Origin of the sequence: Paraclostridium sp. MRS3W1, from assembly GCF_032465715.1 — a bacterium.
Taxonomy (GTDB): Bacteria; Bacillota; Clostridia; order Peptostreptococcales; family Peptostreptococcaceae; genus Paraclostridium; species Paraclostridium dentum.
This window is the reverse complement of the sequence record NZ_JAWDJM010000189.1, coordinates 14,049-38,545: the sequence shown is the minus strand read 5'-3', so window position 1 is coordinate 38,545 and position 24,497 is coordinate 14,049. Positions and strand designations below refer to the sequence as shown.

Annotated in this window: 31 protein-coding genes; 1 reads left to right on the top strand and 30 read right to left on the bottom strand. The window is 28.9% G+C overall.

Annotated elements, in window-relative coordinates:
- From RWY47_RS16485 to RWY47_RS16365, 25 genes are all read right to left on the bottom strand, one after another.
- Positions 1-1,667 (bottom strand): phage tail protein (locus RWY47_RS16485; RefSeq protein WP_316030373.1); only part of this gene is annotated, 1,667 nt, incomplete at its 3' end.
- A gap of 37 nt (positions 1,668-1,704) precedes the next feature.
- On the bottom strand, positions 1,705-2,094 hold the full coding sequence (locus tag RWY47_RS16480; RefSeq protein WP_224171221.1) for a DUF1617 family protein: 390 nt from the start codon (positions 2,092-2,094) through the stop codon (positions 1,705-1,707).
- Between the two features lie 34 nt (positions 2,095-2,128).
- Positions 2,129-2,365, bottom strand: coding sequence for a hypothetical protein (locus RWY47_RS16475; RefSeq protein ID WP_224171220.1), 237 nt, complete (start codon positions 2,363-2,365; stop codon positions 2,129-2,131).
- Positions 2,366-2,384: 19 nt separating this feature from the next.
- Positions 2,385-3,083 carry a phage distal tail protein gene (locus RWY47_RS16470; RefSeq protein WP_224171219.1) on the bottom strand — a complete coding sequence of 233 codons (699 nt, stop codon included), beginning with the start codon at positions 3,081-3,083 and terminating at the stop codon, positions 2,385-2,387.
- Positions 3,084-3,086: 3 nt separating this feature from the next.
- Positions 3,087-5,777 (bottom strand): tape measure protein, encoded by a 2,691-nt coding sequence (locus RWY47_RS16465; RefSeq protein ID WP_316030372.1) that lies wholly within the window; start codon positions 5,775-5,777, stop codon positions 3,087-3,089.
- Positions 5,778-5,828: 51 nt separating this feature from the next.
- Complete coding sequence (locus tag RWY47_RS16460; RefSeq protein WP_224171192.1) at positions 5,829-6,443, bottom strand: bacteriophage Gp15 family protein; 615 nt, start codon at positions 6,441-6,443, stop codon at positions 5,829-5,831.
- Positions 6,443-6,844: a DUF6673 family protein gene (locus RWY47_RS16455; RefSeq protein WP_224171191.1), complete on the bottom strand. Its 402-nt coding sequence runs from the start codon at positions 6,842-6,844 to the stop codon at positions 6,443-6,445. The genes RWY47_RS16460 and RWY47_RS16455 overlap by 1 nt, the downstream gene beginning before the upstream one ends.
- Positions 6,844-7,335 carry a hypothetical protein gene (locus RWY47_RS16450; RefSeq protein WP_224171190.1) on the bottom strand — a complete coding sequence of 164 codons (492 nt, stop codon included), beginning with the start codon at positions 7,333-7,335 and terminating at the stop codon, positions 6,844-6,846. Before RWY47_RS16450 ends, RWY47_RS16455 begins: the two co-directional genes overlap by 1 nt.
- Before the next feature lie 5 nt (positions 7,336-7,340).
- Complete coding sequence (locus RWY47_RS16445; protein WP_224171189.1) at positions 7,341-7,769, bottom strand: chloramphenicol resistance protein; 429 nt, start codon at positions 7,767-7,769, stop codon at positions 7,341-7,343.
- Entirely contained in the window at positions 7,770-8,129 is a 360-nt protein-coding gene (locus RWY47_RS16440; RefSeq protein ID WP_224171188.1) for a minor capsid protein, read from the bottom strand.
- Positions 8,129-8,557 carry a DUF6751 family protein gene (locus tag RWY47_RS16435; RefSeq protein ID WP_224171187.1) on the bottom strand — a complete coding sequence of 143 codons (429 nt, stop codon included), beginning with the start codon at positions 8,555-8,557 and terminating at the stop codon, positions 8,129-8,131. The genes RWY47_RS16440 and RWY47_RS16435 overlap by 1 nt, the downstream gene beginning before the upstream one ends.
- Before the next feature lie 3 nt (positions 8,558-8,560).
- Positions 8,561-8,902, bottom strand: coding sequence for a hypothetical protein (locus RWY47_RS16430; RefSeq protein WP_224171186.1), 342 nt, complete (start codon positions 8,900-8,902; stop codon positions 8,561-8,563).
- A gap of 4 nt (positions 8,903-8,906) precedes the next feature.
- Entirely contained in the window at positions 8,907-9,989 is a 1,083-nt protein-coding gene (locus tag RWY47_RS16425) for a phage coat protein (RefSeq protein ID WP_224171185.1), read from the bottom strand.
- A 36-nt stretch (positions 9,990-10,025) separates the two neighbouring features.
- The gene (locus RWY47_RS16420; RefSeq protein ID WP_224171184.1) at positions 10,026-10,631 is read right to left on the bottom strand and encodes a phage scaffolding protein; all 606 of its coding nucleotides are present in this window, start codon (positions 10,629-10,631) and stop codon (positions 10,026-10,028) included.
- Between the two features lie 73 nt (positions 10,632-10,704).
- On the bottom strand, positions 10,705-11,406 hold the full coding sequence (locus tag RWY47_RS16415; RefSeq protein WP_224171183.1) for a hypothetical protein: 702 nt from the start codon (positions 11,404-11,406) through the stop codon (positions 10,705-10,707).
- 111 nt (positions 11,407-11,517) lie between these two features.
- Positions 11,518-11,865 (bottom strand): hypothetical protein, encoded by a 348-nt coding sequence (locus RWY47_RS16410; RefSeq protein WP_224171182.1) that lies wholly within the window; start codon positions 11,863-11,865, stop codon positions 11,518-11,520.
- A gap of 5 nt (positions 11,866-11,870) precedes the next feature.
- Positions 11,871-13,712: a phage minor capsid protein gene (locus tag RWY47_RS16405; RefSeq protein WP_224171181.1), complete on the bottom strand. Its 1,842-nt coding sequence runs from the start codon at positions 13,710-13,712 to the stop codon at positions 11,871-11,873.
- 1 nt (position 13,713) lies between these two features.
- Positions 13,714-15,090 (bottom strand): phage portal protein, encoded by a 1,377-nt coding sequence (locus RWY47_RS16400; RefSeq protein WP_224171180.1) that lies wholly within the window; start codon positions 15,088-15,090, stop codon positions 13,714-13,716.
- 402 nt (positions 15,091-15,492) lie between these two features.
- Positions 15,493-15,921 (bottom strand): GNAT family N-acetyltransferase, encoded by a 429-nt coding sequence (locus tag RWY47_RS16395; RefSeq protein ID WP_224171179.1) that lies wholly within the window; start codon positions 15,919-15,921, stop codon positions 15,493-15,495.
- 169 nt (positions 15,922-16,090) lie between these two features.
- Complete coding sequence (locus RWY47_RS16390) at positions 16,091-17,428, bottom strand: PBSX family phage terminase large subunit (RefSeq protein WP_224171178.1); 1,338 nt, start codon at positions 17,426-17,428, stop codon at positions 16,091-16,093.
- Positions 17,418-18,107: a phage terminase small subunit gene (gene terS / locus RWY47_RS16385; RefSeq protein WP_224171177.1), complete on the bottom strand. Its 690-nt coding sequence runs from the start codon at positions 18,105-18,107 to the stop codon at positions 17,418-17,420. The genes RWY47_RS16390 and terS overlap by 11 nt, the downstream gene beginning before the upstream one ends.
- A gap of 53 nt (positions 18,108-18,160) precedes the next feature.
- The gene (locus RWY47_RS16380; RefSeq protein ID WP_316030371.1) at positions 18,161-18,940 is read right to left on the bottom strand and encodes a hypothetical protein; all 780 of its coding nucleotides are present in this window, start codon (positions 18,938-18,940) and stop codon (positions 18,161-18,163) included.
- Positions 18,941-18,954: 14 nt separating this feature from the next.
- A complete protein-coding gene (locus RWY47_RS16375; protein ID WP_224171194.1) occupies positions 18,955-19,836 on the bottom strand; it encodes a hypothetical protein in 882 nt (293 codons plus the stop codon).
- Between the two features lie 409 nt (positions 19,837-20,245).
- Positions 20,246-20,737 (bottom strand): hypothetical protein, encoded by a 492-nt coding sequence (locus tag RWY47_RS16370; RefSeq protein WP_224171195.1) that lies wholly within the window; start codon positions 20,735-20,737, stop codon positions 20,246-20,248.
- A gap of 18 nt (positions 20,738-20,755) precedes the next feature.
- Positions 20,756-21,199 carry a RusA family crossover junction endodeoxyribonuclease gene (locus RWY47_RS16365; RefSeq protein WP_224171196.1) on the bottom strand — a complete coding sequence of 148 codons (444 nt, stop codon included), beginning with the start codon at positions 21,197-21,199 and terminating at the stop codon, positions 20,756-20,758.
- Positions 21,200-21,295: 96 nt separating this feature from the next.
- Between RWY47_RS16365 and RWY47_RS16360 the strand changes: the two genes are divergently transcribed.
- Positions 21,296-21,751 carry a hypothetical protein gene (locus RWY47_RS16360; RefSeq protein ID WP_035118887.1) on the top strand — a complete coding sequence of 152 codons (456 nt, stop codon included), beginning with the start codon at positions 21,296-21,298 and terminating at the stop codon, positions 21,749-21,751.
- 82 nt (positions 21,752-21,833) lie between these two features.
- Here the strand turns inward: RWY47_RS16360 and RWY47_RS16355 are convergent, their stop codons facing one another.
- The 5 genes from RWY47_RS16355 to RWY47_RS16335 are packed head-to-tail and all read right to left on the bottom strand — an operon-like array spanning position 21,834 to position 24,474.
- Complete coding sequence (locus RWY47_RS16355; RefSeq protein WP_224171197.1) at positions 21,834-22,310, bottom strand: hypothetical protein; 477 nt, start codon at positions 22,308-22,310, stop codon at positions 21,834-21,836.
- A 16-nt stretch (positions 22,311-22,326) separates the two neighbouring features.
- Positions 22,327-22,515, bottom strand: coding sequence for a hypothetical protein (locus tag RWY47_RS16350; RefSeq protein ID WP_150842747.1), 189 nt, complete (start codon positions 22,513-22,515; stop codon positions 22,327-22,329).
- A 1-nt stretch (position 22,516) separates the two neighbouring features.
- A complete protein-coding gene (locus RWY47_RS16345; RefSeq protein WP_224171198.1) occupies positions 22,517-23,032 on the bottom strand; it encodes a dUTP diphosphatase in 516 nt (171 codons plus the stop codon).
- On the bottom strand, positions 23,025-23,564 hold the full coding sequence (locus tag RWY47_RS16340; protein WP_224171199.1) for a hypothetical protein: 540 nt from the start codon (positions 23,562-23,564) through the stop codon (positions 23,025-23,027). The genes RWY47_RS16345 and RWY47_RS16340 overlap by 8 nt, the downstream gene beginning before the upstream one ends.
- A gap of 40 nt (positions 23,565-23,604) precedes the next feature.
- Entirely contained in the window at positions 23,605-24,474 is an 870-nt protein-coding gene (locus RWY47_RS16335; protein ID WP_224171200.1) for a phage replisome organizer N-terminal domain-containing protein, read from the bottom strand.
- Positions 24,475-24,497 lie beyond the last annotated feature (23 nt).

The following is a 24,497-nucleotide window of genomic DNA, read 5'->3' as shown; positions in this document are numbered from 1 at the left end:
TTATGATCTATAAGAGTTGTAGTTCCATCTTCTCCTCTAATAATAAAATTAAAGTCACCTTTAGCATCTTTTCCCATTTGGATTCTAACTTTATTATTTTTATCTTTAAATTGTTGAGTAGCACCTACTATTTCAACTCCACCATCATCAGACTTAATTCTAAACTTGTTAGTAGATATATCACCTGCATTTACCTTGCTTACATCTAAACTATCTATCATAGCATTTTTTATAAATCCATTGGATATACTTAATTTATCAGATGTAATTCCACCAGCTTGTATATTTTCTGATGATAAATTTCCATTTAAAAGTGTATCAATCTTACCTACATTAGCTTCGAGTACTTTAATAGATGCATTTACTACTTCTAATTGATTTATACTAGCTTTAGTAGCTTGTAGTTCATTTATTGATGCACTATTACTTACTGTTAATTTATCTATCGTAGCTACATTTGTTTCAAGTATTCCTATAGTAGCTTTTACAGAACTTAACTCGCCTGTAATAGTTACATTAGTAGCTTCTAAATTATGTATTTTCCCACTAACAGCATCTATATTGGTTACTTTAATAACCTTATCTTCAAAGTCTGTTATTTGGTTAGTATCTATTCCATCTACAGTTGAGCCATCTATAGTCCCATTATCAGTGGTTATATTATTTATTGTATCTGCTGCTTCTTGAAACTGAGTTTGTGTTTCCTCAAAGCTCAATGTAGTATTGGAAATTTCAACACTATCTAGTTCGTGCTCATCTGGATGTTCTATAATTTTTACTATCCTTTGCTTATCTCTAAATTTATTATCTTTAGAAATAAGAGTTATAGTATCTCCTAATTTAAAATCCAGTATATCTTTATATTTATTATTTAATTTAGCTAAGTTTAAAATATCAGCTGAGTAAGAGCGATACGGTTTTGACATCGCACCTAATTTAGCTTCTGCATCTTCTTTTAAATTTTCTATAACAGTATATCTATCATCCTTCCAATAATAGGTTTTAACTTTATTAGAGTATTGATAATTTTCTACATAGTCTTTTCCATTGTTTATTTCACTTATTCTTAAATCATCTTTCCCTATAGGAATTATACGAGTAAAGTAATCGTATGTATTTCCTTGAATAGATAGATCTTTAAGGTTTAAGGAATCTATAAAATAAGTTCCTTTATCTTCGCCTAAACTTTCATAAACATCTATAGTTTTAGTTAATGTGTTAAATACTAAATCGCATCTATATGTTTTTCTTATTTCTTTTATTATTTCTAGGCTAGAACAATTACTTTTTCTCACAGTTCTTTTCTTTTTTAAATAGCATTCTCCAACGATCCACCCTGTTCCAGCGAGTGCAAGAGCTAAAGCTTTATCTATTGTTTGCTCCTCACTAGCATAACGTTCAAATGGCTTACCCTCTAAATCTTCTAAGTTTAATAGGCATTTAAAGTCTGTATAATCACTATGAACATTCTTTTCCTTTACTATAAACTCATCTTCCTTTGTTCTTATATAGCACTCTTCTTCTATATCAAAATAAAACTTAGATGTTTTGGGATATGAAAAAACTAGTGTTTTATCTCCACTCGCTAGCTCTTTTTCTATATATAAATTTTTATAATCTACTAATCCTGCTACCTTAACTTTGTCCTTATTATGTAAGTTTAACAATTAGACTAACCTCCTTTCATTAAAGATTAATCTAATGCTAGTCTTCTATCATATAATCTATTACCATAAGTTCAGCAGGTGACATATCACATTCGCTATTGTAAAAATCGTCTATTTTGAACTTATGTATATCTATTTCAATTTCTATATCTAATAACTCATTAATTTCTTTATTCCAATTATCCATGTTTTCATCAGGTATTCTCAGTTGATTATTTTCATCTATTTTATTTTTACCTTCTTCGTCTTTAACACAATACTTATCTAATAACTTTTGTCTTTCAGAATTATATATTTCTAATTCAGTTTCTATTTTTTTTGTATTTTTAGCTATAGCATACGACATTTTTCTAAGTAAGCCTTGTTTATGAGTTATGCTAGCTAATTGAGGTGCATCATTTACTAATTTTCTTAATGTTAATTTCATATTTATATTTCCTCCCAAATTTTATAAATTAAGTTTATATTTCAGATTTTAATAACTTATCTTGCTCTGCAAAAACTAAATCTTCAAAATCTCTCATGTCTTTTCTAACAGCTTCTTTATTGCTAGCATATAACTCTTGGTTTTGTATATTTTTATTTATATTTTCATTGCTTGTACCATCTGTACTTAAACTAGCATTCATATATACTACTATTTGTCCATCTACTACAGATGATCCATTTATTGTTATTGTTTTTCCTGTTTTTAACATATTGTAATCTTCCTTTCTTTTATATATATCTTGGATTGTATTTAATCGTTATATTGCAAGTATCTTTACTTAATGTAATAGTGTTTTTTCCTGGAACTAAAAAAGGGAACTCCCACATATCAGTATCACTAAACTTATTGATACCACCTTGAGTAACAGTTCCCTTTATTCCATCTATTATTATTGTTTTATTGCCTTTTAAGTTCTTAACTATCAAAGGATCTTCACTTAAACCAGTTATTTTTAAGTCAATCATATCTATAACTGGAGTAATTTCCATTATAATAGGAGTATTTGAATTTCCTGATGAATCTATAGTTTTAGATATAACTCTATTTATATTTTCTATAATTTCATCCTTAAAACAATATCCTAAAAATTTAAATTTTAAAATTTCATTTCCTGGCATTATATAGGTAATATCTGGTGTATCCTCTAAAAAAACAAAATATTTATAATCTATATCAATAAATTTTAATATAGATTTTTTAATTTTATATATTAATTTACTTTTCATAGATTCAAGCTCATTGGCATCTTTACATATAATATCAATTTCCAATTCAATTTCTTTATAAGACTCAGTAAACTTATCATCTATATAAGGAAGTAAACTAGACTTACTCCAGAATTTAAAATTTTCAAGTTTGGCAGTTTTAATTTTTCTAGACAATAGCTTTGCATTAAAACTACTTATATTTAAATTATCTATTAACAAACTTTATCTTCTCCTTTTTCCTGCTAATGCTAGCTTATTATCAACTATTTTATATGTAGCTTCTCCTATCATAGTACTATCCAATATATTTTGTATAGTGAAAAAATATCCTGATTCATTTGTTTTAGAAGAATTAGAATCTTGAGAGGTTCTATTAGTTATAATTAAATCACTTCCTTTTGATACAATAGAGCTGCCAAGAGAAGTAGATTCATATTGAACTTTAGCTTTCATTTCAGAAACAAGACCGTGTACTTTATCTTTAAACTTATCTTGCATCTTAGGAAATTGTTTAGACATACCTACTTCAGTACCTTCTACAGTATATTGTCCAACTGGAATCATTTTTCTAGCAGGAGAGTGAATTCCTAATGCAGCTTTTGCTCCATCGACTATTCCACCAAAAAAACTATTCACTTTACTTTTAAACCATCCTGCAGCTCCTGTTATTCCTTTCCATACACCTTCTACTATGTTTCTTCCTATAGAAACCATTTGACCTGGTATAGATTTTACAGTATTAACAACAGCATCTACTAATCTTTTAGCAGCATTCTTTCCAGCATTCCAAAGATTACTTCCCCAATTGACTACTTTATTTACTGTATTACATAACCAAGTCCATATTTTACCTGGTAATTGTGATATATAATTTATACAGTTTGAAACAAATTGGTTAGCTATAGTTTTAGCTCTTTCCCACATTTGAGAACCCCAAGCAGATACTCTATTAATTGCATTACATAACCAAGTCCATATTTTATCTGGTAATTGAGATATATAGAGGATACAATCTACAATAAACTTTCTAGTTATAATTTTAGCATTTTCCCACATTTGGGAACCCCAATTGACTACTTTATTCACTGTATTACATAACCAAGTCCATATCTTACCTGGAAGTTCTGAGAACCATGTACCTACACTTGCAATCCAAATTGGTACGTTAGTTTGAAGATATGTAAAAACTTCAACACCCCACATAATAAGCTTTGTTACAACAAAACCTAAAGCGAATCCAATTTTTGCTGGTAATTCATTAAACCAATTAAATATGCTAGTGATCCAAGCAGGAATTGTTACTGTAAAGAAGTTCCATACATTAGTACCCCAAGTCTGCAATGTAAGTAATGCATTATTAGCAAAGTCAACTACAGAAGTTTTCATGTTATTAAAGCCATTTACAAAGAACATTTTTATATTATTTACTAAGTTATCTATGAAGGTTCTAAATCCCTCACAATGTTTATAGGCTAACATAAAAGCACCTACAAATGGATTAACTATAAAAACTAAAATTTCCTTCCAATCTGATTTAAAGAAATTAATTATTCCATTAAATACATTAGGGATTGTATCTGTAAAGAATGTAGATACTGAATTCCAAGCTGTAATACAGGAATTTTTGATTGTATCCCATAATCCTATCCAAAAACTTCTAAAGCCTTCTGATGTATTCCATAAATAAATAAAAGCTCCAACTAATAATCCTATAAGTCCTATTACTATGGTTAAAGGTGGAGGTAAAATAACCATATTAAATAAAGTTTGGCATAATGTAGCACCTTTAACAGCACCCATATAAGTTTTTACAGCTCCTGCTAATCCACTTATAAAACCAACAACAGCTTGTAATCCTATAAATATTTTTAAAGCTCCTACAGCTCCAAAAATTGCAGAACCTAACAAACCTGCCTTTTTAATTAAATCACCTAATCCAGGAGCTATACTATCTAAGGCAGCACCAAATCCTTCTTCACCTAATACTTTTGTAAACTCTTCGAGCTTAGGCATTAATACTTCCAAGTTATCTTTCATTTTGTCAAATATGGGTTTAGCTAATGCTCCAGCTAACATAGATAAGTTATCACCCAATGTTGACATCATACCTGAAAAAGTTTTTGATTGCCCTTCCATAGCTCCAGTTGTCTTATTGGCTATACTATCTATTGCTTTATTGTAAACATCAGCTGTAACTTTACCTTCACTAGCTAATTTTTTAACCTGAGAAACTGGTACTCCCATAACTTCTGCTAATGCTTTAAAGATTGGAATACCTCTATCCTGAAGAATATTTAAATCTTCAGTGTATGCAACTTGTGATTGCTGGACCTGAGAGTATTGTCTAACCATTTCTTTTAAACTATCTTCTTGTATACCGAAAGCAGAACCCATATTACCAAACTTAGTTAATTGGTCAAACAATGATTTTCCTTGAAAACCAGCATTAGTTAGCTGTTTAGCCATTGCATCGACTCCCATTTTACTAAATGGAGTCGATGCTGCATATTTTTCAATGTCTTTCATCATTTGAGAGGCTTTTGATTGACTACCTAATATCGTGGTCCAAGCAACTTGAGCTTGCTCTGACATAGCATTATAACTTATTCCAGTCTTAACCACTTGAACAGCATAATCTTTTACTTTATCTAAGATAAACAAACCACCTAAAGTAGCAGCACAACTTTTCGCAATAGAAGATATAGATTGAATACTTCCCTTAACATCAGATGATCCACTCTTGCTATCTCTTTTTATATCACTCCATGCTTTTTTCCAAGCCTGAGAGGAACTCATTCCGGATTTTTTATATTCATATGCTAATTTAGCGGCTTCAGCTTTAAGGTCGCCTGTACCTTTTTTTGCTCCAGAATTATCTATTTTCGTGTCAATTACAATAGTTCCGTCTGACATATATCACCCTCCTTTCCTTCAAATTTGGGTATAAAAAAAGTACATACTAAGTTAAGTAAGTACATTAGGATCTAAAATACCATCCGACATAAGAATTCTAGCAATTTCATCTTCTTTTTCTTTTTGTTCCTTATCTACATATTCAGGAAGTTTATATAATTGTTTCATATTTTTATAAAATGCTTTTTCTTCTTTATCTTTTATTTTAGATAAATCAATTGCTCTATATTTCATAATTTCACAAATCTTATTATCCTCTTTTAATGATTCAAACATAGATTTAAATTTCCACCAATGTAAATCATCTATATCTTGTAAATCTATTCCATACTGACTTAAAAAAGCACTATAGATATATGAATCATCATATTCATAAGAATATACTTGCTCAACTTTACCTGAAGTTTTTCCTGTTCCTTCTGTAGGATCTTCTTTACCACAACCATAAAACCATAATATTTTATAAATAGCTTCTTCAAAATATTGTTTTGGAGGAATAGATGGATAATATAATTCCAAAGCTTGCTTAAACTTTAAATCATCACAAATAGAACCATCATACATTAATAATTCAAATAAAATAGATGTACGAAAATCAGAGTTGATTTTGTACATCTTTTTACCGATTCTTACTTCTTTAGGAAGTATATCAATAAGTATATTCATTATTTTTTATTATGATTTTTGTTATAATTCTTCTTATTTTGATGATTTGGATGTCTTCTATTTACTCGATTTGGAGAATATTTTTTTATAGATTCATCAAGTTCTTTTTCAACCTCTGCATCTTCCTCACGAATACCTATAGCTAATTCTTCAAAAGCTTTCATTGCCAATTTAAGATTTACTCTATCCTTAAATATTTTTTTACTTGCACCTTCTCCCAAAATACCATTAAAGCAATCAGATACTATATTTACAGTTGCTCTTATAGCTTGAGATCTAGTTACATTACCATTTATTTTATTAAGTCTTTCAGGTACTCTGTTCATTTCTTTTTCTATATTTTCAGATACATCTAAGTCCATTGTATCTAATTCAAATTCTTCGCCTAAAATTTTTATCATTATTCACTCACTCCTTTGGCTTCAAAACCTACTGTGAAAGTCTTAGTACTTGTATCAAAAGTTCCTACTACTAAGTCTCCAATTCCTAGAAACTTACCTTTAGCACTCATTTCATTATCTTTAGCTTCAAAATCATCTATAGATACTGCCACTTTAAACTTTCTGGCTCTAAATCCATTTTCTGTTTTTGAGGGCTTATCTAAATCTACTTTTATATACTCAGTTTCAGCATCGGCCCCAGTCTTTTGAAGTTCGCCAATATCACATATAAAATCTATAGCTTTTTCGTCTCTTATTTGATCTGTCTCAAACCCAAACTCAGTTTCATATCCCGTTATGCTTGTTGTTGCTGATTTCTCATGTATATATTGCTTAGTTGTTGTCTTAGCGCTAGGACTCTCATTAAGTTCAGTAAATCCTGTTCCCATGAAGGCAAATTCCTCACCGACTTTTAAATAATCAGCTACTATTTTTCTCTTTCTTACAGCCATTTTATCTACTTCCTTTCCATATAAATTAATCTCATTTGTATCTGATATTGAGCCTTATCAATATCTGTTTGAAAAGCATATCCATTGCTTGTTAGCTCTAGGGATAAAGCCTCTTTATTATCTAAAGCAGGTAAATTTTCATTATCATTATTTTCTTCAATCCAACTTGCAAATTTTTCATAAAAATTTATATTATCTAAGTTATTAAATATATCTTGGCCATAACTTTCTCTACTTGCAAATATAAATTGCTCTTGTCTTTTGCTAGATCCATCAACGTACTTTTTAATAATAGGATTGCAAGGAACTTTTTCTATAGAATATGTTGTTGCTTCTGAGTCTAAGTAATCTACTCCTATTCTTACAGCTCCCTCAAACTCTTCTAAAAAAGGACATTGTTTTATAAAACTTCTAATACTTTCTATAATAGTCATTTATTTAGATTTTCCTCCTACAAATACAGCAACAGATTTTACAATTCCACTACCTTTATCTGCCCACATTCTTTCAATCCAGCGACTGCCTCTAATTCCGCCTTTATTTGTTCCTTGTTTTCCATTTCCTGAGTTACTATAGTACTGTCTACGAGCATAAGGAGCCTTATATTCAATTCTTCCATTTGATATTGTTACTTGGCTATCTTTAAGAGCCCCTGACTTAAATGGAACATAAGGGTTAGCCATTCTTGCTACTTCATTAGTAAAGAATTCTTGGGCCTTTCCTCTATCCTCAAGGTTACGTCTTGATAAAATCTTATCCATTCCGTCTATCTTACAATTAATATTAAGTGGCATTATTTAGCACCTACTTCCCAGTGTCTTAAATATTCACTTCCAAAGTCATTTTTTATTACACTTACTATCGTTCCAACTGTAGCAATTTTTTCTAAATCTTTAATTTGTTTACCTTTTTCATAAGAAGAAAGTTCAAAATCAATTAAATCTTCAACTATAAAATCACCTTTCTTAAATGTATAAAAATTCTTTGCTTCATCAATATTTAACCTATTAAATTCTCCTGGAGATACATACTCTTTATTTAATTCTGATTTGACGCTAAAAGGTATAAAGCAAGTTATTTTATCAGCACTTAATAACCCTTTATCACTAACTGTAATAGCTTGCTCCCCCTGCCAATCAATATCATATAAATAAGTTCTTACATACTCTGTACGCTCTGTTTCTTTGTTGTATATACTATTAAACAAAGTCATATTAGCCATAGTTTATACACCTCTATAAAGTAAGTCTTTAGGTAAATAGATACTTATTTCTGCATATAAATTTTCTTTAAACTTCTCTACTAATGATTCAGAATAAGATACACTACGCTTTCCAACACTTTCACTAGATTTAAAGCTTACTTCATCATCATATTTTTTTAGTTTTTCTAAAGTTATACATGTAGCCATTTTAATATCATCATTTAAATTACTTTCATTGATTCTATTAAATGTTATAGTATCTATAAATTTTCTTGCTTTAAATTCATATAAAGAAAAGTCTTCGGAAGATAATTTTCCCCCAAAGACTTCTTGATAAAACTTATAATCTATATATTTACTCATATTACTATCCTCTAGTAATTACTCTAGCTATAGGAATTGATTTATGATCTATATATTCTTTTGTCTTACCTTGATTATTACATAATTCCCAGTTAGCCCCATTCTCTAGCTCTTCATCAGTTGGAGATAAACTCTCCATTGATGCTTTAGTAAATGATATTCCAAATGGAGCAAATACCTTTCTTTGTCTACTGTAAAGAGTAGTTTCCCCTCCATTTGTTTTAGGATCTCTAGCCATTTCATTAGGCACTTTAGCTCCACAATCTGTAAATTCAAATGCACCATCACCTAATACATAACTAGTATACTTATTATACGCTGGTTCATAATCTGGTTGTCCTTCAGTTCCTGATGCTTCTATATGTTCAACTGGCATAACATCATCTATAAGTACAACTCTACCGTTTAAAGTTCCTAAAGTTAAATCTCTTTCTATACCTTGTCCATCAGTGTACTTCATGTATGCTATTAATTTTAAGTTTTCTAAATTAGTTGATACAGCTGAATGCATTATTGATATAGAGAATTTAGCTTTATTATCTCCTAAGGCCTTTTGTATAGCAGTATTTAAAGTAGTTGCACTAAATACTTGTTCTTCTTTATTTTTAGATGTGCTGATGTCATAAGTATGTTCATTTACAAACTTTAAGTTTTCTTTACCTGTCATGCTAAAAATACCTTTTATAACAGATAATAATGTAGCTTGATCTACATCATCCCAATACTCAGCAACTTGATCTCCTACTTGCTCCATAAAATCTTTGCCTCCAGTTATATCATAACTAAAGTCTGTCTCTACCCAAGCAGCCTGTCTTCCTACTACAACTCTACTATGACTAAAAGTTTTTAACTTTTGTGCTTCAGCTGATGTTTTACCATCATAGTTTTGTGCTTTTCCGCCTATTCTTCCTGTTATAGGTATAGTTGCATAGTTTCCACCTACTTGAGCACTAAATAAGTTAGCTATATCTTGTCTTTGTCTTATAGCTTTACTCTTTATAAGCTCTTTTCTGTTTAAATTAGGTACCGTCTCCATGTATTGGCCGAATACCTCACCATTAAATATTTTTTCATCAAAACTTGGCATTTACATTCCTTCTTTCTTTATATTATTTTTTACTTACTATTTAAAGCTAACTTCCATATTTGGGTTAGCATTTTTAGCTTGCATTAGTTCACTTAAAGACTTTGGCGTAGCTCCTCCATCGCCCCCATTAGTTCGTTTTGTGAATTGAATATTAGTATTGTTAGTGGACTCCTCTGATTTAAATAAGAAACTCTTACCTTCTTTTAAACCATTTATTTGTTCATCTAATCCTGTAATCTTTCCATCATCAGATAAAATAAGTTTAGATTTATCTATTAATCCAGATACTAAATCCACATCCTGTGCTGAATCAGTTATAGCTAATTTAATAGCATTAGTTAATTTTAAATCTTTAAGCTCTGATTGATATTCTTCATCTTTCTTTTTATTATCATTTTGTAATTGTTCTATTTGCTGCTTTAAAGTAGCATTATCTCCAGCTGATTTCTTTAAATCTTCTAATTGTGTATTTCTATCTTTAATATCTGTTTCTAGTTGCTTTTTAGCTTGCTTAACTTCATCAAACTTAGATTTTTCTATATATTTAGAGCTATCAACTAAATCTATATCTTTATATTTAGTTCTTACATCCTCAGATAACTTGTTATAACTATCTCCTAATATTTCACTTAACTTTGCCATTTACATTCATTCCTTTACTATATTAAAATTTGCATAATAAAAAGCCCTATCTCTAAGGCTTTTTTACTAACTTTTATTTTATTGGTTCTTCAGTTGTTAAATTTCCATTAATTTCAAAATATATATCATTAAATTTTATATCACTAATTTCCCATATATATTTTTCTGCTAAAATATCAAATTTTATAAATACTTCAATTATTATAGTTTTCCTATATTTGTTATCTAATACATCTTTATATTCAAATTGTAGTTCTACTTCTTTTAATAAATACTTATATGTAAACTCTTCATAGTCCTTTGTGTTTTTTCCAATAAATTCTTCCTTAACTTCATTAAGTATATCTCCATAATAGGTTTTAAATGTAATTTCTCTTAATATACTTTCATTTACTCCTATACTACCTACATTAAGTCCATCATTAATCTTCCTACCATCTATTTTAATTTCTATTAATTTGCAATCTAGACAATTGCCTTGTCCTAAATTACTAAGTTCTATTCCTATAAAACTCTTCTCATATAAATTTAAATTTTTAAGTTTATTAATTGAAATAAAATCAAAACTATTTGTACTTTTTAATAACTCTTTTAATTTGATATCTAAATATGGCTTAACACTAATCCTTTTATCATCCTTAAATTGTTTTTCTGATCTTTTTATTTCTTCTTTAAATTGTTCCTCTGACTTTTTTATCGTTTTATAAACTCCAAAATAACCTACTATAATACCTATCAAAGCAATACAACCATCGCCTGTTACCTTAAAATCCATATGTCTTCTCCTATTTATAAATTATTATAAATATAGTATATTAAATTATGAAATATTTGTAAATTTAAACATAATAAAAGCACCTACTATGTTTTTAATTAGTAAGTGCTTTTACTTTAATAAATTGCTTTCTTTTATTGAAAGTATGTCATCATAAATATACTTTCTATCTTCTTCTGAAAAGTATTTGTTATATTTACCATCTTCAATGTTTTCAATTGATCTTCTTATTTCAGCTTTAATTGATTCTTCTAAATTATTGATGTTATTAGTTTTAATTGTGCTAATCCCTATAGAAATATAATGGCAATCTCTATCTGCTGGTCTTTTATCTGACATATAGTAATCATTTTCTGCAATTACTCTATTTACACCAACAACAAAACCTTCATTATGATCAATCATTGAATTTATTAACTCTTCAACATCATCTTTAATTTCTTCATAAGTTAATTCCACTTTGATTACCTTCCTTCCCATCCAGCAAGAGTTTTCCATGATACAACATTCACCTTTATATCAGGATGTTTTTTGCTAAATTGTTTTGCTACATTTTTGCAACTTTCACACATTTTTTTCTCAGACAACATAAATATCTCATCAACTTTTTCATATTTTATAATATCATTTAAATATTCAAAGAATTTTGCTTCTGTATCATAATATCTAGGAAGTTTATTTACTTCACCATCTACCAAATCTCCTACATCACTTGTCTTAAATACTCTTCCATTTTCTTTCAACAATACTAAATCTTCTTTATTGCCCTTAAACTTTTTGTATGGAGTATCAGTTTCATATGATATTCTACTTGTTGAAAATTTAGTTGTGCCATTATATTGCAATACAGCAAAATTACCCGCATTCTTATATCTAGAAGTTTGTTTATTTCTTTTTATGTCAAGTCCAATTCTATCTAGTTCTAGAATTTTTTCTGGAGTTAAATATCCATAATTTATTTCATAACTGTTTAATAGGTTTAATTTTTTAGTTAAATCTTTGAATTCTATAGGTTTATTATACCTTATATGCTTAAATTCTTCTAATGTTTTCGGTGCTAAAGTGCCTAATCCAGCTTTAAATTTATTAAACTCTTGTTGATCATATTTTTTCTTAGCCCATACAGACTTTTGAGATATACTTTTGTTAAACTTATATGCTTGTAACCTATCTTTTTCTGTAGGTATATCAGCAACTTTGCTAAACTCTCTATAGTACTTTTCTTGTTGCTTAAGAATAATACTAGCATTAGTAAATTCATCTTTAAGACCTGCTGCTTCATACCCAACTAATTGAGTTCTAGTTTTCCTAATTGCTCTTTCAATCTGCCTTTGATGTTGGGTTGCTTCATAGTAAGTGCACATTTTGCCATTATATTCAAATGGGTGTGGATCTATATTATCCAAATCTTCATCAGTGTATGCTCTATTACTTATTCCTGGAATAAATGGATAAAAACTATGTCTACAATTCCACCCTCCAAGTCCTGGACCTGTACCATATCCTGTACTTTCTATAAATGGGGGATACTCTTTGCTATTACCACTATAACAAAATACTTTTCCTTGCCATTTTGCATGACCTGGTCTTGCTCCTATATGTGCTGTAGTTTCTACAAAATCATTTCCTGTTTCTTTCATGCCCTCTAATGTTAGCTTTTGTGACATTTGATTAGATCCAGTCATAACTGCTCTTCTAACAGCTACATCTATTCTATTTGCTACTCCACTTTCATAATCAACACTTCTTATACCACTTTCACATAGCCTATCTACAGCTTGTTTAATAGCAGTATTATAGTTTATTGAGCCTGATTTAATTTGCATAACCGCTAAGTCCATTGCATCATGATAATATTTAACTATAGGCTTATATACTACTTTCCCATTTATTTTTTGTGAAAATCCCATGGATTGAGTTAAATTATATAAATCTCCTGAAGTTTGTTTTATAGCAGACTTCATTATATTAGCCAATGCTGCATTCTCTGTTATTTTAACAGTATCCAATCCTGCAGCACTATATAATTCATTTTCTTTTGCAATAGAGTATAAGCCAACATCATTGAATAATTCATTTATTTCTTGTTTTGTTAGACCTGATACTCCTTTAATCTTTTCTTTTATAAGATTAAGGGATATACCTATTTCATTAGCTCTTATAGTTTCTAATTTAGCACTATCTGTTAAACTACCTACCTTAGCAATCCTTCTCGCTATATCAGCTATTATAAAGTCCTCTAGTTCTTGATATAAATTAATAAAACTTTCAGGTATATTTTTTAATTCTTCTGGAGTTAAGGCCATATTATTCCTCTATATAATCGAAGGGAGTTTTAGTTTTTATACTATATTCAATCGCAGGCATCATCTCTAATGCCTCATCTTCAGATACCCCATACTTTTTAGATAAGTATATCTCAGGTCTTAATATTCCAGAGGCAACATCATTTCTCATGGACTCTAATTCACTATCTTTATCAAGTATAAGTGAATCATCCCAATCAAAACTAACATCTTTGTCTATATCTATAGGACTTGTATTTAACTTATATAAAGTTGCTAAATCACTAATACTTACTATTAAATCTTTAAGAGCTTTTTCTAATGATTTCTGTATATCTTTAACAGTTGAATAACTTCTTTGTTTAGATGTTTTTATCTCAGTTGCAGTTTTAGATACATCATTAACATCACTTAAAGTACCATAAGCAAGTCCACAGTTAAACTCTATCCTTCTTAGTAAGTTATTCAATCCATTAAATAAATTGCTATCTCTTATCTCAGGACTAAATGTATCAAAATTTCTTTTACCATCTTTATCTTCCCATGGAAAAGCTCTGTATAATCGCTCTTTACCTTTAGGAAGTTCAGGATTTCCATCTTTATTTATTTTAAATAAACTTTCAGATACATTTATAGCTAATTCTGAACCTTCATATTCCCATAATATCCGAGAATATTGTTTATCTGCTTCTTTTATTAAATCACTAGCTTTAGCATAACATGATACTCCTAAAGGACTATTAATATCTATAGCATTGGCCTGAGGTATCTTAAAATAACTATATAATGGTCTATTAACATTGTTTAACGTGATTTCTTCTTGTAATTGACTCCACTCTGGTACACTTGCTAGTATAGTTCTTTTACCTAAACTATTATCTTTTATAAGATTACTTTTTACATATGCTCTGTTCTTTATAGTGTACTTACCTTCTTTAAAGTCATGATACTCTAATCTTGTATGTTTCTTATCACCAATAATTTTATACTCTAAAAAAACTGCTGCTGTAATTTCCCCTATAGCATTGTATGAAATAGGTAAGAAGTTATCTTGTTGAATAAGATCTACCTCTATATTGCTTCCATTAAAATAGGGTTTAAATATTAATCCACCTTTAGCACATGCATATTCTGTATTAATTCTTAATACATCAATTAGCTCTTGATAGATTTTATTTAAACCCGCATTATTATTTATATTACTTTTAAATTCTATAGTTACTAACCTCGCTAACTCATTAGCTATAGCTCCAGGTAGTCCTAATGATTCTGCTTTATCATCAATCCAAGGTGGAATATTGTTATACATATTACTCCATAAATTAATTGCGTTTGCCATATCATCATTCATAGCAATTTCTATATTTAATTCTTTAGCAATATCAATCCTATTTATCATATTATAAACCACCCCCTTAATAATTTTTTTTAATTTTGAGAACATATAAATTACCTCATTTAAAGTTTTACCACCAAAATAATAAATTAAAGTTATTATCCTATTCAAAAGGTTTTTTATTTATTATTTAAAGTTATATATATGTTTTTATTTATTTATATAGATTTTTCTAAACTTTATTTATTTAATTTTTATATTTCTATTAAAGTTAATAAATTCTACTTTTTTATAAAATCACTTTTAACCATTGAAATTAAGCCTTTTCATCGAAATTAAATTCCAACTATACCCTAAATACATATTTTAAGGCTTGTTGTTTTAATATAAAAATTGTATGTTTTTGAACATTAAAAATAGGAGCATGAGCTCCTACTTATATCTCATAATATACTAAGTTTTATATCACAGTTGCTTCTTTAATGTATATAATCTGATATCATCGGGAAATCCATTAATTTCTCCACAGATAACATACCCATTCTTTTGATAAAAACATGGAGCTTGAAATGAATACGTAGTCAGATGGGCAAGCTGACAGCCAGCATCCTTTGCCCTATGTTCTATTTCTTCCAACAAACGTAAGGCTATATTTTGCCCTCTATAATCTTCTTGTACCCAAAGTACCTCTATTTCCAAAGAGGAAAGATATGTAGAACCCGATATACCTCCAATAATGGCACCTTTTTCGTTTCGAGCTACATTTACAAACTCCACATTGGGAACTTGTAATTTACCGTTGGTTTGTTTTATATTGTACTTAAGTAAACCACTTAATCGAACTGAATTTAAAAACTCCTGCTCATCACAGCAGTTAGAAATAGTAATAAACATTTTTTACATCCTCTCTAGAGATCATAATAAGTACTTGAATCGCCTATCAAATCACTATTTGTATATTAAAATTCTATTCAAATAGTAATTTAATTATAGCAGAATTTAGTCATTCTAAAAAAAGACTATTATCTAAAAACATATTTAGCATATAGTTAATTTTTTTAATTTATGTTTGTATGAATACATCTAGTAAACGTCTCATATCTCTTTCAAAACTATATTCAAAAGCATCTAAGGTGTCTATATCGGATGTACCATCGTCTAGTCTTTCATTTTTAAGCTCTTTAGGATTCCATATAGCTGAACATAAAGCATCTTTAAGTGTCTCACAATCTTCAGTATACTTAAATCTACCTTGAGCTATTAGTTTTGTAGTAGCATTAATCCTATCATTTACTACAGTTTTCCATGCATCTGCAACCCTTATGTTTAAATCTTCCTTTATAGCTGAATTCCTTAATCCTCGGATTAATACTTGCTCTGCACTATCACAATAGGCTGCTTCTGCATATCCATATTTATGATTTATTTTCTTTACAAAATCAGTAAATAGGTCTCCTAACTTCTCAGGATCTATATCATCTCCAAAATGTCTTTCACTTGCTAATACTATTAATTCTTTATATCCAGCTGTAATACCAGTTGCTACAAATGCATGTCCAGACTTATTACCTCCAAAGTCTACTGCTATTACTATCTTAATTAAGTTAGCAATTTCTCTATTAGATATAATATATTTCTCGGTATTATTAGCAAACTGTCTATATATAAGACCTTCTGCAATACATCTTTTACCTAATATATCTCTCTGATACCATATAGAACTCTTGTCATACTGGCTTTTTATTTCTTCTTTTCTTTCATCTGGGATATTAATATTATCATCTATAGTAAAATGTTGATAATTATATCCACCTCTTAAAGTACCTTCTTCATACTTTTTCTTATAATTATCTATATACTCTTTGTATATAGGTGCATTAGGATTGTCTGGGTTAAGGTCCCAAAATATCTTTCTTTTTTTAGCAGCTATAGTTCTATTGAATACCTCTTTAATAGTATTGTCATGGTGTAAGTTAATCTCAGTGGCTATCCACATTCCATAGGAGTTACCTCTTATCTTTTTAAAACTATCAGCCTTAGCTCCACCAGCAAATATAACTATCCTTTGCTTATTATTTGTTGCTGAACCTTTAATATAAAGACATTCATTCCCTTTAAACTTTCCCCAATGACATTGACCTCTAAATATATATTCGAGGCCAAATCCATTAGCATCACCTATGTTTAACTTAGCATTTGCACCTGTAGAACCAGTAGCTAAGTGTATTCTATCCTGTGTGCTTTTTAGTTCATGTGCAAATGCAAATACATTATCTACAGTCTTTCCTGCTCTTACAGCTCCTTCTGCAAAGTTATACGTATTTTTCGAGCAAGCTCTAATATACTCTTTGTGTTTTTCAGAGAAATTAAAGTTAATAGTTTTCTTTTTCTTAATGGCCATATATTTCACTCTCTATATCGCTAGTATCTTCTATTTCTTGGTTATCTCCAGTAAGTTTATTTGTCTGAGCTTTTATTAAAGTTAGTCTAGCTTTATACTCTTCTGTTACTAACTCCCAATTAGAGTTAACCATAGTTTCATATTGCTTTATTAATGATCTTAATTCCCCCATAGCTCTACTCTGGGCATTTAGGAATGTAGCTTGTCTATCCCAAGCAAACTGGAACTCATATTCTATCTTTTGTCCATATTCACTAGTTTCTTCCTTCTTAAGTTCCTTTATCATTTCTTCTTTATTCTCAACGTACATAATTTGCTGAGCTCTTATTATTGCTGCATATTGAATTGTAATTTGTTCCCAAAGTATATCCAGTTGGTTTTTCTCCGATATCTCTTTCATTAAATCCAAAGTTTCTTTTGGCAAGTGTTTAGAGAAAAATCCAAACTTCTCAGCATTTTTATTACTTGTAGGAGCTCCATGTCCAACTGAGTTTTTATTATTAAAGGGTGCACCCCTTTTATTTTTAGGTGCACCCTTGTTTCGTTTCTCCTTTGCCCATTTATAACGCTTTATCCATGATTTTAAAGTATTTATACTAATGTTATATTTATCGCATATTTCCTTTTGCTTGATATCTTTTAGATAGTCTTTTTTTACCTCAACCTTTACTTCATCCATACCACCACCTCGCTTGTTTTGTTTGTTTTGGAAATAAAAAAAGAACCCTATCACTAGAGCTCTTCCTTATATCTTTTATTTAAATAGTTTATTAATCTTCTTTCTTGTGATTCGTCTTCACTAAACATTGATATATACTCTTCTATCAATTTAAGGTATATTGCTTTATTAGTTTTGATATCAATTTCATTCTTTTCCATTGATAGTAATTGATCCATCGCTATAGATTTTAATTTATTTAGTAACTCCATATCATTCTTAATTATATTAGATTCGTTAGATTCATCTACTTCAAAGCTGTAATTGTTAACTATCCTAAAAACAGATATACAATTACCAGTTAATCCTATTGAATAAAATACAACAAATATAATTAGGTATGTTAATATAAATGTTATAATTATAAATACGCAAGCATATAATGGTTTGTCTAAATATGATGTTATATGACATATAGCTAAAATTATTATCAGTATACCTATCAAAATACCTTGAAAGTAAAAACTTAAAAATATATTATTTATACTATCACTTTGTTTTCTTTCACTTATTAAGTTCATAACTTTACTACTTATACCCGACATTAGTATAGCTAATCCTGATATTGTAAATCCTAGTAATCCTATAAGTGTAACTAATATATCTTTTGTAAGATCTCTTATCAAAATATTTATATCATTTATATTAGCATTATTATATAGGTATAATCCAATAAGGCTAATAATTATAGCTACTATTATTGAAACTATTGTTTCTAATGATCTAAAATCTAGTATTTCCTTCCACTTCTTACTTTTTATAAACTCTTCAAATATGTAATCTTTAATATACATAAATATACCTTCTTTTATACAAATTTAATAATAAATTTCTTCACTCGTTGTATAAAATCCTCTTCTGTATAATCCTCTTCTATAGTCGTACTTATCGCAGCATCTTTATTAGATCTAAATACTTCATCACTATCATCATTAGTCCTTCCGTGTATATTTAAGTCTCCATATCCATTAGATGCTGATTTTACTAATTGTTGCATTATAGGCGCTCTCATATCTAATCCTTCGGAAGATTCAGTAGATGCTTCATATTCAACTCTAGCCTTTTTTATTTTCGCAGCTTTATACATAGATGAATCTTTTATAAGTTCTTCTATATCACTACCATTAGCGTTAGGTGGTATTATAGTACCAACTACTTTGTCTACACGCTTAAACCTCTTAATACCTTCTTCCACCTTACCTTTATCTTTTTTTAGAAAAACTTCAAATCCATAACCCTTTACATTCAAGTTTAATAAATTCTTAAAAGCTTCATTAAATTGATTATATCCAAATTTATTTCTTGTACAGAAGCAAATTAATTCATTTTTAACATCAAAGTAAAAATATATTTCTGTCGATTCATTTCTCTCAATTAATACACTATCTTTCTTTTCCTTATCGAATTCCGATATAACTCTAGGATTAATTCTAACTAAATCACCAGTTATAATTTTTTCACTTTCATCTTTTTTTATTTTATTAAATAAATATTCTTCTTGCACTTCTTTTTTATGTTCTTTACCTAAAGAGTCATTATATCTACATACCGAATCTTTCTTATAACTCTTGCTATTATCATTTATGTTTTCGTATAATTCGTCTAATATCTTTTCTAATGACAACTTCTTATCATGAACATCATATATCCTTGAATTAAAATTCACTTTAGATAAATATATATATGGCATTATACTCCTCCTAAAATTTATTTTCCCCATTTACCATACATATAATACCATTTATCTCCATTTTTTTCAATTCACTGATTAGATGTATTAACTTAAAATTATGTATTGACTTATTTACCAAAGAATAAAAAGACTAGAAATTAATATAGACTTTATCCTAAGGAATTAGATAAGTAGCATTAACCTACTCCTATAACTCTCATTTATTTTTAACATTATAGTCCAATGTTTTAACAAGTTGTTGGAGTTGCACCAACTAATACTCTTACTTGCACGTTACCAGGGGAGGGAACCCTGGTCATTTTATATAAAAAGGGGTTTATTAGGGAGTAGCAAACTTAGGTTGTCCTAAGTTGCCTATATTAACATAATATCACCTTTAAACCCCTAAAAAATCTTCACTTTGTAGTTAAAGTGTAGTCAAAGTGTTGGTTTCGTTAAATAATGGTAAATTTTCATATGTTGGATATAGCATTCCCATTATTTTATACACTAATCTTTCCCTAACTGTATAACAATGACTTCTATCCATATGTAGTTTCATACTTATATATTTCATATTGTTTTTAGGTTTACTATTATAAAGTAACTCAAAGAAGTTAGTTTCATTTGCATCTAAACAACTCAATGCATTTTCTATTTTCTGCTTTTCTATTTCTTTTTCTAATTTATTTTGCATTAACTTAGATATTCTTTTTTCTTTAGCTATAACTTCATTCTCTACGGTTCTAGATATATTGTAAGTTACTCCTACTCTTTCATCATAGCTTATAGCTCCACAACCTCTATATTTCATTTTCTCTTTTTTTATATCTAATTCTATGTTATTGATTTGCATTTCTAAATATTTATAATTGTATAGTTTACCTTCAACTTTTTTAAATAATTCTTTTTTGTCCATAAATAATTCCCCTCCATATTAAGCTAACTCTTCTATTGTAACTTCCACACGAGGTCTATCACTATAGAACTTCTTCGAAACTACCTCCACAATCTGTGCATCATCTTTATAAGCTATTCCATTTAAGCTATCAGCTATAACCTTTATAACATTATCTAAATCTGGTTTCTTAGTTGGTCTTATAACTCCATCTAACTTAGCTCTAGCTTCTTTAAACTCTTTAGTTTTTATATTATTTTTAGCTATAGCATTTATATCTTTTTTAGTAATTCCGTAATAACAAACTATAGACATTTTCACATTACCTTCAAAGTAGTGCTTAACTGTAGTTCTGTATAATAACTTTACCCAATTTTCATAATGCTTAGTTTGCTCTGGTGTAAATGCTCTACCATTTTGAGTTGAAAATTTTGGGCGCTCTTTTCCTTTTGCTTCCCCATCTATCGTAAAATTAACTTTCATATCAATCTCCTTAAATTATTAAATTTTATTTAAAATTTTCCAAACCTATAATTTACTTATTTCTACATATACTACTTGTAAAAAGGATGTGAATTTATGTCTTGGAAAAAGCTAAATATTGTTTTTGCTATAACTTTAATTTTATTTACAAGCACTATAAGTTTTTCTAATGCTTGTAATGTTTCTGCTCCTGTTCCGGTTAGCAATCGATTGATTAAAGACCTAGAATTGATTGATAATAATATGTACCTTCTAATTAAATATGTAGCTGCAGGAAACTATAAAGAAGATAAAGTTGAAAAGGATATTAAATTTATAGAAGCAGCAATTAACACTTTAACTGCTGAAACAGCAAAACTTCCTCAAAGAGATAATGATGTAATTCTATCTATGCAATCCATATTAAATTATTATAAAATTTCTTTAAGTAGGCTAAAAGCATATTTTGAAACTAAAGATGCTGATAATTTAATTGATGCTATTGTTTCATTTTCTTCAGGTTATGACAGCTCAAATAAGCTTAGACAGATTATAGGTGGAGCGGGAAAATAAAATCCCGCTTTACTGTTTTTTATGTCTTACATATCTAATTTTTATTTATAATTTAATTATCATCTGTAATATCCAATCATAACTATTTGCCTGCAATCCCTACCAGAGCGTATAGATGGATTATATCTTCTACTTTCATAAACTTCTTAATATCTTCATGTGTGATAGTTCTAGTTACAAACTCAATCTCGCAAGCCTTATCAACCCTATCTTTAAACTGTCTATACATTTCACCTGCTAACTCAACTTTCTTGTATAGATCCATATTAAATATTTTTACCTTATCTAGTTCTTTGTCTCTCTCCTGGATGCACCATTCCATACCTTTGATTTGCTTGTCTCTTTTTTCTAGCTCTAGTTTTAATTCCTCAATCTCTCTATATTTCTCTCTAACTGTCAAGTAACTTAAATCTTTAAGTTCTTGTAAATCTGACTTTAAACTTTCTATCTTTTTATTAGATGCATCTTTTACACCTTCTAAAACCTTTATATCTGAAACTAACTCATTAGTTTCTCTTTCATAAGTACTCCTTAAAACAAATGGTAATTTTATTTTCATCTGCTACTCACTCCCCCTATTCTTCTCTACCTTTTATTCCCCAGGCAGTCATTACCTTATCTGGGCTAATTGGATACCTTATTTCTCCGTTTATCTCTTTTCCACATATACACTGTGCTAATGCCATATAATTAGGATATGTTTTGTCATCACTTGCCTTAAAGAATGTATCTTTTATACTTGTTATAGTAGTTTCTTTTTTCATATCAACTCTCCATAAACTTAGGATTTAGATAGTTCTTGTCCATCTTCTTAAAGTAAGCTTCTTTTATCTGATCCATATCTAATCCTAATGAATATACAAGTTCTACATATTTAATTGTTAAAGTATCTAGCTTATGTCTACCAAACATCTTTTTCCAGGGCAATGTTGTTATCTTATAAGCTAAATATATAAACTGTCTTTCTAAGCTAGTTGTTTGAACTTCATCAACAGTTACTATTAAATCTGCATCTAATTCATTTGCTAAGTTGCCTATGTGACTTAGTAGGTCCGACAATTCTTCTTTTAGCTTCTCTTCATTAACTGGAAGTCTGTCCCACCATTTATGTATCTTAGTTTCATTAAGTACCTCTATCAATTCACTAATCAAAGCTAATGTGAGCCACATAGGTACCTGAAATTTATCTTCTTGATAATTTATACCTTCAACACTTTTTAAATGTTCTATAAAGCTTTTTTGTTCTTTTTTTACATAGTTTAAATCAATGACTTTACTCATTACTCCCAACCCCCTCTTTATATGTGATTTTGTATCTTTTTCTAAATAATCTCCCAGCTGCTATAACTTCATTTACTGCGTGTCTAGTAGCTCCTAAATATTTACATGCTTTATTTACACTTTCAAACTCCATAGTTTTATTATTTATAGTATCTTCAACTATCAAAGGCTTTCTAATAACTTTCCTTATAGGATCTAAACCTATTATTCTGTATCTCTTTTTAAATCTTCTATTAAGTTTTATATAAGTTGTTATATCCGCTCTTCTTATATTTAAAAACTCGCAGCAATCTGTTAAGTTATCAAAATCATATTCTTTGTTTTCAACTTCATCTATTACCTTGACTCTATATTTATGTTTCTTTCTTGGCTTACTCGGTTGTCTATATTCCCCGCCATTTTTATCTTTTACATCTTCTAAAGTTATATATTTTACAGCTTTTCCTATGCTTAATTTTGGATTTAATATACAAGCTAACAAAGCCATATAATTATCTGTCAATTCAAAATCATATATGTTAGTGTGATCCATTTCTTATTCCCCCTTATTCTCCAGAAGGGATTAATCTTCCCTATTTAAATTTATGTTTTTGATTTTCTAATATCATTTTTTCAAGTTCTTCCTCAGAATACTTACTATAACCATCACTACCGATAAAATTATGAACTTTAGGATTTTGCTTTCTATCTGAATTACTTTTATCAAAGTTGGATATACTTTCACTAGTAAAATCTTTATTTATTGCCTTTATAAGAAATCCGACTAGATTTCTAATATTAGATTGTCTCTTAGAAAGCTCAATCTTTTCTTTGAGATAGTCTAAGTCGTAATTCTCCCTTTTAGCTGATAACGTATCAGCTATTTTTTTTATGTCTTTATCTCCAAGTTGGTTATAAGCTTTTTTTAATTCAACAATAACTAAGCTTCTTTCTATTTCGTTATCAACAACAACCGGTTTTATATGTTGTTGTTCTATATCTATCTCTTTCTCTGTCTCTGTCTCTATCTCTGTCGCTACATTTTTGTTACTGTCGGTTACATCAGTGTTACATTGTAACGCTTTTTCCTGTTCTTTTTGCTTTAATCTATGTCTACGAACACGCTCAGCACTAGAGCTTTCAACACCTGTCATACTTTTACACTGAGGTAATACATATTCATCTTCACTTATCATTTCTATTAATCTTTGGTTTTGTAAAAAGGCTAATGTCATTTTTACATTTTCTTCATCTTCATCAAGCTCTAATGCAAGTTCATCTGCGAAATCTTCTTCTACTCCTTCAAAATATAATTTATTGTCATTCTTCAAAGCTAGTAGAAGCATTTTTAAATATATTATCGTGTAAGTGTCTCCACCGGCTATTCTTCTAAGTTTTTTAATTTCTTTCTGCCTAAAGAAATCTTCTTTTAGCTTTAGCCAGTAGTATTTTTTATTAGCCATTTATCTCACCTTCTTCTTTTGTT

Excerpts from the sequence above, each read along its gene's own strand:
- RWY47_RS16405 (WP_224171181.1), bottom strand. The coding sequence starts at position 13,712 with ATGGCCTTAACTCCAGAAGAATTAAAAAATATACCTGAAAGTTTTATT.
- RWY47_RS16360 (WP_035118887.1), top strand. The coding sequence starts at position 21,296 with ATGTCTTGGAAAAAGCTAAATATTGTTTTTGCTATAACTTTAATTTTA.
- RWY47_RS16340 (WP_224171199.1), bottom strand. The coding sequence starts at position 23,564 with ATGGATCACACTAACATATATGATTTTGAATTGACAGATAATTATATG.
- RWY47_RS16465 (WP_316030372.1), bottom strand. The coding sequence starts at position 5,777 with ATGTCAGACGGAACTATTGTAATTGACACGAAAATAGATAATTCTGGA.
- RWY47_RS16435 (WP_224171187.1), bottom strand. The coding sequence starts at position 8,557 with ATGGCTAATATGACTTTGTTTAATAGTATATACAACAAAGAAACAGAG.
- RWY47_RS16395 (WP_224171179.1), bottom strand. The coding sequence starts at position 15,921 with ATGTTTATTACTATTTCTAACTGCTGTGATGAGCAGGAGTTTTTAAAT.
- RWY47_RS16480 (WP_224171221.1), bottom strand. The coding sequence starts at position 2,094 with ATGAAATTAACATTAAGAAAATTAGTAAATGATGCACCTCAATTAGCT.
- RWY47_RS16430 (WP_224171186.1), bottom strand. The coding sequence starts at position 8,902 with ATGAGTAAATATATAGATTATAAGTTTTATCAAGAAGTCTTTGGGGGA.
- RWY47_RS16445 (WP_224171189.1), bottom strand. The coding sequence starts at position 7,769 with ATGACTATTATAGAAAGTATTAGAAGTTTTATAAAACAATGTCCTTTT.
- RWY47_RS16475 (WP_224171220.1), bottom strand. The coding sequence starts at position 2,365 with ATGTTAAAAACAGGAAAAACAATAACAATAAATGGATCATCTGTAGTA.
- RWY47_RS16370 (WP_224171195.1), bottom strand. The coding sequence starts at position 20,737 with ATGGACAAAAAAGAATTATTTAAAAAAGTTGAAGGTAAACTATACAAT.
- RWY47_RS16335 (WP_224171200.1), bottom strand. The coding sequence starts at position 24,474 with ATGGCTAATAAAAAATACTACTGGCTAAAGCTAAAAGAAGATTTCTTT.
- RWY47_RS16455 (WP_224171191.1), bottom strand. The coding sequence starts at position 6,844 with ATGATAAAAATTTTAGGCGAAGAATTTGAATTAGATACAATGGACTTA.
- RWY47_RS16350 (WP_150842747.1), bottom strand. The coding sequence starts at position 22,515 with ATGAAAAAAGAAACTACTATAACAAGTATAAAAGATACATTCTTTAAG.
- RWY47_RS16345 (WP_224171198.1), bottom strand. The coding sequence starts at position 23,032 with ATGAGTAAAGTCATTGATTTAAACTATGTAAAAAAAGAACAAAAAAGC.
- RWY47_RS16390 (WP_224171178.1), bottom strand. The coding sequence starts at position 17,428 with ATGGCCATTAAGAAAAAGAAAACTATTAACTTTAATTTCTCTGAAAAA.
- RWY47_RS16375 (WP_224171194.1), bottom strand. The coding sequence starts at position 19,836 with ATGCCATATATATATTTATCTAAAGTGAATTTTAATTCAAGGATATAT.
- RWY47_RS16400 (WP_224171180.1), bottom strand. The coding sequence starts at position 15,090 with ATGATAAATAGGATTGATATTGCTAAAGAATTAAATATAGAAATTGCT.
- RWY47_RS16365 (WP_224171196.1), bottom strand. The coding sequence starts at position 21,199 with ATGAAAGTTAATTTTACGATAGATGGGGAAGCAAAAGGAAAAGAGCGC.
- RWY47_RS16415 (WP_224171183.1), bottom strand. The coding sequence starts at position 11,406 with ATGGATTTTAAGGTAACAGGCGATGGTTGTATTGCTTTGATAGGTATT.
- RWY47_RS16355 (WP_224171197.1), bottom strand. The coding sequence starts at position 22,310 with ATGAAAATAAAATTACCATTTGTTTTAAGGAGTACTTATGAAAGAGAA.
- RWY47_RS16420 (WP_224171184.1), bottom strand. The coding sequence starts at position 10,631 with ATGGCAAAGTTAAGTGAAATATTAGGAGATAGTTATAACAAGTTATCT.
- RWY47_RS16460 (WP_224171192.1), bottom strand. The coding sequence starts at position 6,443 with ATGAATATACTTATTGATATACTTCCTAAAGAAGTAAGAATCGGTAAA.
- terS (WP_224171177.1), bottom strand. The coding sequence starts at position 18,107 with ATGGATGAAGTAAAGGTTGAGGTAAAAAAAGACTATCTAAAAGATATC.
- RWY47_RS16440 (WP_224171188.1), bottom strand. The coding sequence starts at position 8,129 with ATGCCACTTAATATTAATTGTAAGATAGACGGAATGGATAAGATTTTA.
- RWY47_RS16450 (WP_224171190.1), bottom strand. The coding sequence starts at position 7,335 with ATGGCTGTAAGAAAGAGAAAAATAGTAGCTGATTATTTAAAAGTCGGT.
- RWY47_RS16380 (WP_316030371.1), bottom strand. The coding sequence starts at position 18,940 with ATGTATATTAAAGATTACATATTTGAAGAGTTTATAAAAAGTAAGAAG.
- RWY47_RS16425 (WP_224171185.1), bottom strand. The coding sequence starts at position 9,989 with ATGCCAAGTTTTGATGAAAAAATATTTAATGGTGAGGTATTCGGCCAA.